This window comes from Afipia sp. GW822-FHT04G07, from assembly GCF_058800765.1.
Map to the genome: position 1 here is coordinate 3,367,792 of NZ_JBXAMP010000001.1, position 12,993 is coordinate 3,380,784.

Consider the following 12,993-nt stretch of genomic DNA (forward strand, 5'->3'; position numbering starts at 1 on the left):
GCCTCGCGCCGCTTCGGTTCCGGATGAAGTCTTAAATGGAAGCCTACCTTGCCGAACCGATCATGCTTTCATCGCTGATCGGGATGATCTTGAGCGGTGTCGGATAGGACTCGATGTGGATCGCCGGATCGGCGGCGACGGTCACCTTGCGAACGGGCGCCTCTTCCAGTTCGCCGCCGCCGCCGCGGCGGGCGGCATATTGCCAGACCTGCAATGCGCCCGCGGCTTTCAGCGCCTTGCTCACCGCGTCGGGGGTTTTGGATTCCAGTTGCGCGAGTTCGGCCTTGGAAAGTCCGATGACGATTTCGTTTTGCGGGGTGACCACCTTGAACAGCATGACCTTGCTGACTGCGAAAGCGGGGTGGGAAACAATGGCCTCAACGAGAAGACCCGCAAGGCCGAGTGCCAGAACGGTCTGGCGCGACTTGGTGGACATCGTCACATTCCTGAAAAGGGAAGTTGTCTGGAGCGTTTCTTGTTGTTGGGCGCTCGAGCGCGAAGCGTGAAATAGTCACCGCGCGGCTTTTGGCAAGCCGCTCGGGACTCAATTTTCTTGCGAAATAGAGGCGAGTTTACTTGGGCAAAAGTTTCAATGCCGCGGAATTGATGCAGTAGCGCAATCCCGTCGGGCCGGGCCCGTCCGGAAACACGTGGCCGAGATGGCCGTTGCAGGTCGAGCAAAGAACTTCCGTACGCACCATGCCGTGCGACACGTCGCGCTCCTCGACAACGCCGCCGTCTGCGGCGGGCGCCGAGAAGGCCGGCCAGCCGCAGCCCGAATCGAACTTGGCGTCCGATTCGAACAACGCCTTCCCGCAACCGGCGCATACATAGGTGCCCGGATCGAAGGAGTGGTCGTACTCGCCGGTGAACGGCCGCTCGGTCGCCTTCTCGCGCAGCACGGCGTACTGCATCGGAGTAAGCTCCTTGCGCCACTCGCTCTCGGGCTTTTCAACCTTGCCGGAGCCGGGCTTGGTCTTGATGTCGCTCATCGTTGCTCCTCTTTAGGCGGTCACGGTCAGTTCGAGGCTTCACGCACGAGAACCGGCTTGTCGCGATAATTGTCCGCGAAAATCTTCTTCAGGTTCTCGATCTTCGGCAAATCGTTGAACACTATATAGGGCTGGTTCGGATGAAGCGTCAGGTAGTCCTGATGATAATCTTCAGCCGGATAGAAGCCCTGCAACGGCTCGAGGGTGGTGGCGATCGTCTTCTTGTAGACCTTCGCGCCGTTGAGCTGCGCGATATAGCTTTCCACCACCTTGCGCTCCTGCGGATCTGACGTGAACACCGTGGAGCGGTACTGCGTGCCTGTGTCCGGTCCCTGACGGTTGATCTGGGTCGGATCGTGCACCACCGAGAAATAGATCTGCAGCAGCTTGCCGAGCGAAACCTGCTTCGGATCGTAGGTGATCTGCACGGCTTCGGCATGGCCCGTGGTGCCGTTGCCGATCATCTCGTATTTCGCGGTCGATGCTTTTCCGCCGGCGTAACCGGAAACCGCCTTGGTCACGCCTTTGGTGTGCTGATAGACGCCTTGCACGCCCCAGAAACAGCCGCCCGCGAGGACGAAGGTCTTGAGTCCTTCGGCGGGGGCGATGTCCGACGCCGGTGGCGGAATGATGAAGGCTTCCTCGGCGGCCCGGGACGGCATCGTAAACCAGCCCAGCGCCAGAATGCTGGCAGCGCCAAGGGCGAGGGCGGCCTGACGAAATTTGGTGTGTTGCATGAGATCCTCTGGAATCGTCGTGTATCGCCTGTGAGGTAGATACGTGGATAAGACCCCGCCGTTACGGGAAAATTCCACACAAAAACGTGAACCCGGAGCCTGATCTGGCGTGCGTCCCGGCGTGGAGGAACCTCGCAGATTGAGCCGCGTTGGACCTCCGCAGGAAGCATAGCGCGCTCGAATTTTGTTGAGGATTTGCCGATGGCCGACATTGAGATCCGCAAGGGAATGCCGTCGGCCCAAATCTCGAAGGACGAGTTCGCCAAGCGCTATCGCGCCCGCTTTGCCGATCCCGCCTTCGATCCTCTGGAGCGGGAAATCTCCGTCATCGTCGACGCGGCATGGGACGGCTACGACAACTCCCGTAAATCGCCGCGCACCCGCAAGGCCGGTCCGGAATTCGCCGACCCTGACTACGATCTTTCGCTGGACTGGCTCGCTGCGCGCGATGCGATCCACGCCGCACAGCGCCGCCACGACGACCCCAATGAGACCCCGCGCATCCTGCTCATCAACGGTTCGTCGCGCAGCGAAAACACGTGTCCCGGCGAAATGTCGAAGACATGGCGTTTGCTGAAGCTCGCGCAGCCGGTGTTTGAGGAGCAGGGGCTTGCCGTGGACATTCTCGACCTGTCGCGGCTGACCTCCGAATTCGGCCGCACCATTCATCCCTGCAAGTCATGCGTCTCGACGGCGATGCCGCTGTGCCACTGGCCATGCAGTTGCTATCCGAACTATTCACTGGGGCAGACCGATGACTGGATGAACGAGATTTATCCGCTATGGGTCGCGGCGCACGGCATCATGATCATTACACCGGTAAACTGGTATCACGCGCCGACCGGGCTCAAGTCGATGATCGACCGGCTGGTTTGCGCCGACGGCGGCAATCCCGATCCGACGACGACGCACGGCAAGAAGCCGGCCGAGGCGAAGGCCATCGAGATGAAAGGCTGGAATTATCCCAGGCATTTCGACGGCCGCCACTTCGGCGTGGTGGTGCATGGCGACAGCGTCGGCGCGGAGACGTTGCGGCGGTCCTTGTGCGACTGGCTCACCGATATGTCGCTGGTGTCCGCGAGCCGCACCGCCGAACATGACGGTTATATCGGTTATATGGAGCCTTACGCGACGTCGCATCAGGCGCTCGATGACAACGAGGATTTTCAGGAGGAAACCCGCAACGCCGCCCGCGCGCTGGCCAGTGCCGTCAAACTCGCCCGCGCCGGCAAATATCAGCGGCCGGATGACGATTTGCGCGAGCCCAATCCGAAATGAGCCAGCCAGTCCGGAATTTACGCGGTTCTGAAATATTTCAATATTTCTTGAAATGATGCTTGCGCCTGGCCAATATTTTAATGATCATTGAAATATGAAAAAGCCTGACATTCTTGCGGCGCTGGCCGCTCTCTCGCAGGAAAACCGGCTGGATGCCTATCGGCTGCTAGTGCAGGTGGGCCCCGAGGGAATGCCGGCGGGGGAGGTTGCTGCCGAACTCGGCCTGTCGCCGCCCGCGCTCACATTCCATCTGGACCGGCTGCGCGAAGCCGGTCTCGTGATCGTCCGCCGTGACGGCCGCTCGATGATCTACACGGCGCAGTTCGACACCATGAACGGCCTGATCGGATATCTCACCGAGAATTGCTGCGGCGACGCCGAGATTTGCGCGCCGGCTGTGGCCTGCAAGCCGGTGCGCAAGCGCGCCAAGATGTCCGCTTGAAGGAGTCCACGCATGAAGCGTCTGCATGTCGTTCACGCCGCATCGGCCTGCTGCTGATGTCGTATGACCTGCCGCGTCGTCTGGTCGCCGAAGCCCTTGGCACGGCGCTGCTGGTGGCGACCGTTGTCGGCTCCGGCATCATGGCCGAGAACATGACGAAGGACGCGGCGCTGGCGCTGCTCGGCAACACGCTGCCGACCGGCGCAATTCTTGTCGTGCTGATCACGATTCTCGGGCCTGTCTCAGGCGCCCATTTCAATCCGGCGGTATCGCTGGTGTTTGCGATCAAGCGAGACCTGCCCGCGCGGGACGCCTTGCTCTACATCGCGGCGCAGATCGCCGGCGGTGTTCTCGGCACCATCATGGCGCATCTGATGTTCGCGCTGCCGCTGCTCGATGCCTCGTTGAAAGTGCGCACGGGCGGCGCGCAATGGTTCGCGGAATTCGTCGCCGCGTTCGGCCTGATCGCCACCATTCTCGGCGGCCTCCGGTTCCGGCAAGACGCCATCCCGTGGCTGGTCGGCCTTTACATCACGGCGGCCTACTGGTTCACCGCGTCCACCTCGTTCGCCAATCCAGCGGTGGCGATCGCGCGCTCGCTGACCAACACATTTTCCGGCATAAGGCCGCTGGATCTTCCGGGCTTTATTGTTGCGGAAATTTGCGGCGCCATCGCCGGACTTGTCCTGATGAACTGGCTGCTGCGCCCGCAGCACAATCTCCAAACGGAAACCTGACCATGAGCGTGACCATCTATCACAACCCGCAATGCGGCACCTCGCGCAACACGCTGGCGATGATCCGGCGAAGCGGCGTCGAACCCGCTGTCGTCGAATATCTGAAAACCCCGCCGTCGCGCGAGCGCATCAGGGAGCTTGTCGCCGCGATGGGCATTTCGGTGCGTGCGCTGCTGCGCGAAAAAGGCACGCCCTATGCCGAGCTGGGTCTTGCCGATCCGAAGCTCTCCGACGATGCCTTGATCGATGCCATGCTCGCGCATCCGATCCTGATCAATCGGCCGATTGTGGTCACGCCCAAGGGCGTGAAGCTGTGCCGGCCTTCGGAAGCAGTGCTGGAGATTTTGCCGAATCCGCATATCGGCCGCTTCGTCAAGGAAGACGGCGAGGTGATCGACGCGGTGTGATTTTTCGTCACGCCGCAATCGTCCGTCTGGCCCTGAACTTCTTCCGCCCCGCCGCGTTAATCCCTGCATGCGCCGGGTGACAACCGGCCGCAACGGGGATGATGGACGCAGCTGATTTTGCCGGTTTCTGGCTGCGACACCAACGCATCGGTACGCGTTTTGTCTAACCCGTTCCCGGCGTATACGCTGATCTCCCGATTCGATTTTCAAACAGCTCGCGCGCCTTGAGGTTGTTCTTGCGCGCGAAAAATCATGCGCCTGCGGTCCCGCGCAAAAAAGCGCGAGGTGGGCTTTTGGTTCGCCCTCGATCATCTCGAGGGGAGATGGAGCGCCGCCAGGCGCAACATGGTTGTCGTCGCTCTCCGGTTTGCCGCTTGCGACGGCGGCTCCCCGGACAGCGCATCGCCTTGCGGCGCTCCACCAACGCTGCGCGTGAACGCGGGCCGAAGCCGCGCGCGATACGCAACGCGCGGACCTCGCCACAGCAAGCTGCGGCAACATCCGCTGCGGCGTCTTTGGGCGTCGGGACCGTACTTCCGGGGCAGGACGGGCGCGGTGCGCCTTGATCCGGCGGGATTTCCCCGCCTTCATCCTGTCCGCGTCCAGCCGCGAACGGCAGAGCTCCGTAGTGAGCCCGGACGGTGACCCTCAGCCTCCGGGAGCATGGCTGCGAACCATGCGCGCGGGCGCCGCGCTTCATTCCACTCCAGTAACGCCTCTAGAAGCGCCCCTCATGAATGAAGCGATAGGAATATAAGCCTACAACGAAGCCATGTCAACGTGTTTAGTCAAAAATCTTGGCGGCATCACTCTCTTTTCCAAATCGGAAAACGAGGTCAGATTTGACTTGAGAGGGAAGGCCAAGGAAATTTCCCGAATAGATGGAAGTGGCTACATCGGAAAGAAACTCGGAAGTTGCGTCCGCAATAGGTGAAAGCTGTTTGATGACGCTTTGGTCAACGCAAGTATCAGCAGGCTTGCTTACCTTTGGTAGAGTTTGAACGCGTCCACCATGCACAAATGCCGAGAGCAGAAAATATGGATCATCTTCAGATCTTTTTTTGCATTCGAGTAGCTTCTTCATCCGGGCTTCGGACCATGGATAGTAGGTTCGCAAATATGTTTTAAGCTCCTTTGGAAGCCGGACCCACTCATCGCCGCGTTGAAGAGATTTCCATTCGATCGGATGATCTCGATAGAAAAGAAACATAAGAAAGAGTTCATAGTGACTACGAAGTGAAAATATTGCTGGTCGCATAAGGCCACACGCGACTGAAGAGGTTACTTCGATCGCAGTGGAATGTGTGGCTGCCAGAAGTGACAAGGAGGCGTTATCTGATGGTTGAGTTTTGTAAAAATGTTCAAGCCATCCAACAGAAAGCCTCAAAGCAGCTTCGCAATTAACGGCAATGCCTGTCCGTCCAACAAAGTCGGCAGAAATTCTTTTCCGAAGCTGGCGATAAAGCTCTATTTTTTGCTTAGTGGCCACGACATTTTTTCCAAATCACCTGTGTCGGGTTTTATAAGAAGCGCCGCACGATAGATTTGGCTGGCTGTTGCAATTCCTAAAAGCTCACCAAGCCAAGATTTTAATCCTCTTTTCTTGTCGAAACGAGGTGCACGCTTTGATGTTTCGCCAATATTTTTTGCGATAACCCGACATAGCGTCTCATTGTCGATGCCCGCGCTTTTTTGAATGCTCACTACTTTCTTATGCAAAGAATCCAGTGTTGTTGATCTTCTTGAATCGGCGGGGGAATGTCTTTCATCCGTTCCTCGATATCTGAATGGAAGATCAATCTGACTGGTAGCATTCATTGTTAGGAAGTGGAGGTGTCTCAATATCTCCGAGAATTCGATCGGACCAACTCTGTTCAAAAGCTCGTATAGATCGATTACCTCACGGGTGTTTAGCCGAAGCAACGAGAGTTGGCTTAAGACGCGCGCCAATTCGGGTCGAAAGCTCGCCATTACTGTAATCCTAGTCTTTCCATCATCTCATCGGTGAGTTCACCGATCTCATTTCTCAGCAAATCACGCCAAGCGACGGGTCTATCCGTTGCGAACCCAGTATATGTTTCGTCTGCTCGAAGCAAAGTGGAGTTTGGAACGCGGGCGACCAGTACGTTTTTTCCAAAAGTTCGATGTTTTCGCAGGGCGGCTTCTACAGTATCTGGCGGAGCATTTCGCTTTACGCCATTAATCAGCGCTAATTGAGTGGGCTTCTCATTCAAGGGTAGGTGGTTTAGCAACTTGTCAACCAGCTCGACGCCCAAAACCGAATACTTATCGCAGCGAACCGGCGAAACTATATGCGATGAAACCTCTAGCGCGCATCGGGTAATGAATGAGCTGCTCGGGTTGCAATCTATAACAATGAGGCCGTACTCCTCCCGTGCTTTGGCGATGAATCTTTTGAAGTACGCCAGAGATGCCTTCAGTTGTTCGTGGTCATCAATCAACGAGTATTTAATTAGATCAAAATGGCCGGGCAGTAGGTCAAGATGCACCTTTGCTGTCGATCTCAGTCGCATTGCGATGCTTGAGGCAGATGGTGGCGCGCTACTTGTTGTTTTGATCTCAAAAAAATCATTCGAGGGTTGAGGTTCAAACGCTGACATAATTGTATTCGGAGTTTTCTCTACTCCTTCGTATTTTTTTTTACTCACCACGCATTGGGTTAAATTGAATTGAGGATCTAAATCGATAAGCAGTGTGGGGACTTCGTGTCTGTGATATAGAACTCGAAAGATATGAGCGGCAACAGTGGTTTTTCCGACCCCTCCTTTCATGTTTAAAATTGATACGACAGGTGCCTTCGATTTTGCCTTAGCCATCTGTTTCTAAAGTCCCAAAATAAAGAAAAATGCTACAACTTATGCGAGAATATGCTTCCTGTACCCCAATGCACAATCAATATTATTCGAACCTAAACCACTAAGCACATCTGGGCTCCGGCATGCACCCGATCCTGATCAACCGGCCGATTGTCGTGACGGGAAAGGCACAAGGCTTTGCCATCTGTCCGAGGCGGTTCTAGATATCTTGCCCAATCCGCACATCGGATATTCTTGTTTAAGAAGACGGCGAGGTGATTAAAGCGCCTCAAACGTACTTCTTCATCTCCATCAGCAGATCGCTGCGCAGGTCCTCGCGGTCCATCGCGTAAGCAATGTTCGCGGCAAGGAAGCCCGACTTCGAGCCGCAATCGTAGCTCTTGCCCTTGAACTTGAATCCATAAAACGGCTGTGACTTGGCAAGCCCGAGCATCGCGTCGGTGAGCTGGATTTCGCCGCCTGCGCCGCGCTCCTGCGTCTCCAGCACATTGAAGATTTCCGGCTGCAAAATATAACGCCCGGTGATCGAGAGGTTCGAGGGCGCGGCTTCCTTCTTCGGCTTCTCGACCATGCCGTTCAGCTCGAACAGGTCGCCCTTGCTCTTGCCGACGCCGACCACGCCGTACATGTGGACCTGATCCATCGGCACTTCTTCCACCGCGATGATGTTGGCCTTGTCGGCGCCCGCGGCGTTGGCCGCGTCGATCATCTGCTTCAGGCCGCTGGGTTTGTTCTTCACCAGCACGTCCGGCAGCAGCACCGCGAACGGCTCGTTGCCGATGATGTCGCGCGCGCACCACACCGCATGGCCGAGGCCGAGCGGGGCCTGCTGCCGCGTGAACGAGGTCGCGCCGGCTTCCGGCTGGTCACGCTCCAGGATGTCCATTTCCTTGAGCTTGTTGCGTTCGCGCAGCGTGTCCTCGAGTTCATAGGGCCGGTCGAAGTGGTCCTCGATCACGCCCTTGTTGCGCCCGGTGACGAACACGAGATGCTCGATGCCGGCTTCCAGCGCCTCGTCCACCACATGCTGGATTAGCGGTCGGTCGACCACGGTCAGCATTTCCTTCGGCATGGCCTTGGTGGCGGGGAGAAAACGGGTGCCGAGACCGGCGACCGGGAACACAGCTTTGCGGATTTTCATGAGGCTCATCTGGCAGGGTGAGAGGAAGGCAACAGGTCGTAACAGGTTTTGGCGGGCGAAAAAACGGCAAGGCCGCGGCGAGTTCCGTAAAGGTTAGCGGATGAACGGAGGATGAGCGCTGCCACTCACCCCGCAAGCGAGGAGCCCTGCGGCCATTTCGCTGCTGGAAAATGTGGTTTTGTTAATCGGGTGGAAACCCTGTCCGGGCCTCCTGTATCCGGGATAGTCTTGAGCGGGTGTGGAGTAAAATGACACGGATCGGGCGTGAAGAAAGCGCGTGGCGCATGGCGACGGGCGCAGTCCTGACGGTGAGCGTGATCGCAGGTGCTGCGATGATGATGGCCGGACCGGCGCATGGCCAGACCGCGTCGGGGCGCGGCGCTTTGACCCAGCGTGGCGACATCACCGGCTCGATCCAGCAGCAGCCGCAGGCTCCGCGCCAGATCCAGCCCGCGCCGCGCCGCATGGCGCAGGCGAGCCCGCCGAAGGAATGGAGCGGCGAGGACGGCGCGTCCGGTCATCCTTTAATGACGGCGGACGCCATCCGCCGCTCGGCCGCGAATTTCGACCGCTGCGTCGCCGGTTTCTGGCCTGAGGCTCATCGGCGCGGCGTTTCCGAAGCAAGCTTCCGCCGCTTCACCGCCGATCTGTCGCCCGACCTGCGCATCATGGACCTGATGGATTCGCAGCCGGAATTCACCAAGGCGGTGTGGGATTATCTCGACATTCTGGTCACCGACGCGCGGATCGCGAAGGGGCGCGAGGTGCTGGCGAAAAACGCCGCGACGTTTGCGGCTGTCGAGAAAGCCTACGGCGTCGACCGTTACATCATCGCGGCGATCTGGGGCATCGAGTCGAACTACGGCACGCAGGGCGGCGAGCGCAGCGTGCTGAATTCGACCGCGACGCTGGCCTGCATCGGCCGCCGTCAGGGCTATTTCAAGGACGAGTTTCTGGCGGCGCTGGAAATCCTGCATCACGGCGATCTGACGCCGCAGCAGATGCGCGGCTCGTGGGCCGGCGCATTCGGCGCGACGCAGTTCATGCCGACCGCGTTCAAGCGGTTCGCGGTGGATTTCGACCGCGACGGCAAGCGCAACACCGTTGACGACGTGCCGGACATCATCGCGTCCACGGCGGCGAAGTTCAAAAAGGACAACTGGCAGCCGGGACAGACCTGGGGTTACGAGGTCGAGGTGCCGCAGGGCTTCAACTATCTTCATGCCGATCGCGCGAAGACCTACACCATCGCGCAGTGGGAGCATCTCGGCGTCAAGCGCGCGGGCGGCAAGCCGTTCCCGCGTCACACCGACAAGGCGTTTCTGCTGGCGCCCGCAGGCGCCGACGGACCGGGATTCCTGATGCTCGGAAATTTCCGCGCGATCATGCGCTACAATCCGTCGGAGGCTTACGCGCTTGCCATCGGTCATTTCGCGGACCGGCTGCGCGGTGGCGCGCCGTTCGTGCAGGAATGGCCGCGGCAGGAGCGGGTGCTGTCCCGCGCCGAGCGCCTCGAATTGCAGGACCTGCTGGCCCGGCGCGGCTTCTATAAAGGCGAGCCCGACGGTAACCTCGGCGGCGAGACCCGCAAGGCGCTGCGCAGCTTCCAGGCTTCGATCGGCGCGCCCGCCGACGGTTTTGCCTCTTCCGGCGTACTGGACCGGCTGCGCAGGCGATAATCGGCTGTTGGGGCCGGGTTCCGGCCCCTTGACGCAGGCAGGCGCGGCCTGTTTATGGCGCTTGATCTGCCCACTTCGGGCCTGAATCTGCTATTATTTTGACGCTACGCTTTTTCACGCCTGTGAGACGCATGTCAAAACGGCCCTCATTTTTCCGTCTGTTTGCCGAACGCGGATCGCTGACCGTTCTCGCGGTCGCGGGCGCCATGCTGTTCGGCATCGTCGCACCGGCCTCGGCGCAATTCTTCGATTTCGGATTCGGACGGCGTCCGGCGCCACCCCCGCCGCGCGGCGGTGGAGGCGGATTCTTCGCGCCGTTCGGCGGAGGCGGAGGTGGTTTTTTTCAGGATCAGCAGCCCGCGCCGCGGGTTGATTATTCGCGCGCGCCAGCGCCGGCCAAGCGGGAAAATCCGGCGGAACGCAACGTGCTCGTGCTGGGCGACGCGATGGCCGACTGGCTCGCTTACGGCCTCGAGGACGCGCTGTCGGAAACGCCCGAACTCGGCGTCATCCGCAAGCACAAGACGGTCTCCGGTCTTTTGAAGTATCAGCCCAAGGGCGAGCCGTCCGACTGGATCGCGGCGGCGAAGGGCATTCTTGCCACGGAGAAGCCGGACGCCATCGTGGTGATGCTCGGTCTCCACGACCGCGTTCCCATTCGCGAACCCGCCGCCGAAAAGAAGGCCGACGCCAAGCCGGGCGAAAAACCCGGCGACAAGGCGAAGGGGGCGGCTGCGGCCGCGAAGAAAGGGGCCGCCGCCAAGCCGAATGAACCCGATGCTGCCGCGAAGCCCGCCGAGAAGCTCGCGGGCGACGACGCCGAGAGCAAGACCGCCGACAAGAAGCCCGGCGAAGCCGAGGTTGCTCCGGACGAGGATGACGATCAGCCGCAGATCGCTGCACCCGAGAAGGCGCGGTCGGCCGGCGGCGTCTATGATTTCCGCGAGGAGCGCTGGGTCGAACTCTATGCGAAGAAGATCGAGGAGTTCATCGCGGTCCTGAAGTCCAAGGGCGTGCCGGTGCTGTGGGTCGGATTGCCCGCGGTGCGCGGCCCCAAGGCCACGTCGGACATGCTGTTCCTCGACGCGCTCTATCGCGACGGGGCCGGCAAGGCCGGCATCACCTACGTCGATGTCTGGGACGGCTTCGTCGATGACGCCGGACGTTTCGCGCAGCAAGGTCCGGACTTCGAAGGCCAGACCCGCCGCTTGCGGTCCAACGACGGCGTCTATTTCACCAAGGCCGGCGCGCGCAAGCTCGCTCATTACACCGAGCGTGAAATCCGCCGGGTCCTCGCGTCGCGCTCCGATATGGTGGCGCTGCCGAGCGAATCCTTCGCGCCCGATTCCAATATCCGTCCGGGCGAAGCCGGTCCGCGTCCGCTGATGGGTCCGGTGATGCCGCTGGTCGCCTCGTCTGTCGGCACTGATGAATTGCTCGGCGGCGTTGGCACCCGGCCGGCTTCGGTCGATGCGCTCGCGGCGCGCACGCTGGTGAAGGGCGAACCGCTTGCACCGCCCGCCGGCCGCGCGGATGATTTCTCCTGGCCGCGCCGCGAAGTCGGTGCGCTCACGGCGCCCGCTGGCGATCCCGCCGTCGCCGCAGCTCCTGCTGACGGCGCTGCCGCGCCGAAACCGAAACCGAAGAAGCCGCCGCAGACCGCGCATGGACTGTCTGGCGAGCCGCAGGCCCAGGCCGCACCCGCGCGTTCGCGAACCGCGGGGCGGGACCTGCGGCCTCCGGCCAACGTGGGGCCAACCTTCTTCGCGCCCCGTGGCTGGTTCTCAGGCTGGTAGTGCGTTTCGCTCCGCTGCCTCTGTTGGTTCCGCAGCGTTGATGTCGCAAAAGTTCCGACGCGATGGACGAGTTCCTCACACTGAGTCCGGAACACTCGCTGTCCGTGACCGTTGATCATCCTCTGAATTCACGATGGAGGATGATATGAAAATTCGTATGGCAATGGCAGTTGCAGCAATCGCACTGACGCCGGGCATTGCGCTGGCGCAGAGCGCAACGGTGGAAGGCGCGCGCGATGGCGCGGCCGCGGGCAACGCCATCGGCGGGCCGGTCGGCGGCGCAGTCGGCGGAACCGTGGGCGCTGCGGTCGGTACCGCGGTCGATATTCCGGCGGCGGTAATCTCGTCGGTGACCGGGTTGCCGGGGCCGTCGGTGGTGGTGAAGGAGCGCGTCGTGGTCGGCGAACCGCTGCCTGAATATGTCGAACTGCGCCCGGTGCCGAGCCACACCGAATATCGCTACGCAATCGTCAACGATCGGCGCGTCATCGTCGAGCCGCGCACCCGCCGTGTCATTCGCGTGATCGAGTAGTGCTCGCGTCATCGCGTAAACACGGTGTCTGAGCAGCAGCACCGGATGATGCGAACGGAAAGGCCCCGTCGCGGACGGGGCTTTTCTGTGATCAGACTGAGCGCGGTCCGAACAGAATCACGGCGGCGCCAATCAGACACAGCGCGGCACCTGCCATGTCCCATCGGTCGGGCCGCACGCCTTCCATGGCCCACAGCCATGCCAGCGACGCGATAATATAAACGCCGCCATAGGCGGCATAGGTGCGCCCGGCGGCATCGCTCGGCACCAGCGTCAGAAAGTAAGCGAATAGAATGAGGGAGGCGGTGCCCGGAAGAATCCACCAGATGGATTTGCCGAGTCGCAGCCACGCCCAGAAAGCAAAACAGCCCCCGATTTCGGCGAGGGCTGCTGCAACGTAGACGGCAAAGGTCAT

The 12,993-nt window shown here is 60.3% G+C and carries 15 protein-coding genes and 1 pseudogene; 8 read left to right on the forward strand and 8 right to left on the reverse strand.

Annotated elements, in window-relative coordinates; all coding sequences use genetic code 11:
• Nucleotides 1-43: 43 nt before the first annotated feature.
• The 3 genes from AC1RKJ_RS16525 to msrA form a co-directional block, all read right to left on the reverse strand.
• Nucleotides 44-436, reverse strand: coding sequence for a hypothetical protein (locus AC1RKJ_RS16525; RefSeq protein ID WP_492792002.1), 393 nt, complete (start codon nucleotides 434-436; stop codon nucleotides 44-46).
• Nucleotides 437-572: 136 nt separating this feature from the next.
• On the reverse strand, nucleotides 573-992 hold the full coding sequence (msrB, locus tag AC1RKJ_RS16530; protein ID WP_492792003.1) for a peptide-methionine (R)-S-oxide reductase MsrB: 420 nt from the start codon (nucleotides 990-992) through the stop codon (nucleotides 573-575).
• A gap of 26 nt (nucleotides 993-1,018) precedes the next feature.
• Complete coding sequence (msrA, locus tag AC1RKJ_RS16535; protein ID WP_492792004.1) at nucleotides 1,019-1,729, reverse strand: peptide-methionine (S)-S-oxide reductase MsrA; 711 nt, start codon at nucleotides 1,727-1,729, stop codon at nucleotides 1,019-1,021.
• A gap of 201 nt (nucleotides 1,730-1,930) precedes the next feature.
• Between msrA and AC1RKJ_RS16540 the strand changes: the two genes are divergently transcribed.
• The 4 genes from AC1RKJ_RS16540 (at nucleotide 1,931) to arsC (ending at nucleotide 4,593) form a co-directional block, all read left to right on the forward strand.
• Nucleotides 1,931-3,007: a flavodoxin family protein gene (locus tag AC1RKJ_RS16540; RefSeq protein WP_492792005.1), complete on the forward strand. Its 1,077-nt coding sequence runs from the start codon at nucleotides 1,931-1,933 to the stop codon at nucleotides 3,005-3,007.
• A 94-nt stretch (nucleotides 3,008-3,101) separates the two neighbouring features.
• On the forward strand, nucleotides 3,102-3,449 hold the full coding sequence (locus AC1RKJ_RS16545; protein WP_492792006.1) for an ArsR/SmtB family transcription factor: 348 nt from the start codon (nucleotides 3,102-3,104) through the stop codon (nucleotides 3,447-3,449).
• Between the two features lie 53 nt (nucleotides 3,450-3,502).
• Nucleotides 3,503-4,186 (forward strand): aquaporin, encoded by a 684-nt coding sequence (locus AC1RKJ_RS16550; RefSeq protein WP_492792775.1) that lies wholly within the window; start codon nucleotides 3,503-3,505, stop codon nucleotides 4,184-4,186.
• A 2-nt stretch (nucleotides 4,187-4,188) separates the two neighbouring features.
• Nucleotides 4,189-4,593, forward strand: a complete 405-nt coding sequence (gene arsC / locus AC1RKJ_RS16555; protein ID WP_492792007.1) for an arsenate reductase (glutaredoxin) — start codon at nucleotides 4,189-4,191, stop codon at nucleotides 4,591-4,593.
• Between the two features lie 784 nt (nucleotides 4,594-5,377).
• On the opposite strand, the gene AC1RKJ_RS16560 is transcribed toward arsC, so the two are convergent.
• From AC1RKJ_RS16560 to AC1RKJ_RS16570, 3 genes are read right to left on the reverse strand one after another with little or no spacing between them, the layout of a single operon-like run.
• Nucleotides 5,378-6,082 carry a hypothetical protein gene (locus AC1RKJ_RS16560; protein ID WP_492792008.1) on the reverse strand — a complete coding sequence of 235 codons (705 nt, stop codon included), beginning with the start codon at nucleotides 6,080-6,082 and terminating at the stop codon, nucleotides 5,378-5,380.
• Nucleotides 6,061-6,564 carry a hypothetical protein gene (locus tag AC1RKJ_RS16565; RefSeq protein WP_492792009.1) on the reverse strand — a complete coding sequence of 168 codons (504 nt, stop codon included), beginning with the start codon at nucleotides 6,562-6,564 and terminating at the stop codon, nucleotides 6,061-6,063. The genes AC1RKJ_RS16560 and AC1RKJ_RS16565 overlap by 22 nt, the downstream gene beginning before the upstream one ends.
• On the reverse strand, nucleotides 6,564-7,430 hold the full coding sequence (locus tag AC1RKJ_RS16570; protein ID WP_492792010.1) for a ParA family protein: 867 nt from the start codon (nucleotides 7,428-7,430) through the stop codon (nucleotides 6,564-6,566). The genes AC1RKJ_RS16565 and AC1RKJ_RS16570 overlap by 1 nt, the downstream gene beginning before the upstream one ends.
• A 125-nt stretch (nucleotides 7,431-7,555) precedes the next feature.
• Between AC1RKJ_RS16570 and AC1RKJ_RS16575 the strand changes: the two are divergent.
• Nucleotides 7,556-7,762, forward strand: a pseudogene (locus tag AC1RKJ_RS16575) (hypothetical protein); the annotation flags it as partial.
• On the opposite strand, the gene galU reads toward AC1RKJ_RS16575, so the two are convergent.
• Entirely contained in the window at nucleotides 7,699-8,571 is an 873-nt protein-coding gene (galU, locus tag AC1RKJ_RS16580) for a UTP--glucose-1-phosphate uridylyltransferase GalU (protein ID WP_492792011.1), read from the reverse strand. The pseudogene AC1RKJ_RS16575 and the gene galU overlap by 64 nt on opposite strands.
• Before the next feature lie 248 nt (nucleotides 8,572-8,819).
• Here galU and AC1RKJ_RS16585 point away from each other — a divergent pair, with 248 nt between their 5' ends.
• The 3 genes from AC1RKJ_RS16585 to AC1RKJ_RS16595 all read left to right on the forward strand — a co-directional run bounded on the left by AC1RKJ_RS16585 (nucleotide 8,820) and on the right by AC1RKJ_RS16595 (nucleotide 12,578).
• Nucleotides 8,820-10,250 carry a lytic murein transglycosylase gene (locus AC1RKJ_RS16585; RefSeq protein ID WP_492792012.1) on the forward strand — a complete coding sequence of 477 codons (1,431 nt, stop codon included), beginning with the start codon at nucleotides 8,820-8,822 and terminating at the stop codon, nucleotides 10,248-10,250.
• Between the two features lie 131 nt (nucleotides 10,251-10,381).
• On the forward strand, nucleotides 10,382-12,046 hold the full coding sequence (locus tag AC1RKJ_RS16590) for an SGNH/GDSL hydrolase family protein (protein ID WP_492792013.1): 1,665 nt from the start codon (nucleotides 10,382-10,384) through the stop codon (nucleotides 12,044-12,046).
• 145 nt (nucleotides 12,047-12,191) lie between these two features.
• Nucleotides 12,192-12,578: a DUF1236 domain-containing protein gene (locus tag AC1RKJ_RS16595; protein ID WP_492792014.1), complete on the forward strand. Its 387-nt coding sequence runs from the start codon at nucleotides 12,192-12,194 to the stop codon at nucleotides 12,576-12,578.
• Between the two features lie 91 nt (nucleotides 12,579-12,669).
• Here AC1RKJ_RS16595 and AC1RKJ_RS16600 read toward each other — a convergent pair whose 3' ends face one another.
• Complete coding sequence (locus AC1RKJ_RS16600; RefSeq protein ID WP_492792015.1) at nucleotides 12,670-12,993, reverse strand: YnfA family protein; 324 nt, start codon at nucleotides 12,991-12,993, stop codon at nucleotides 12,670-12,672.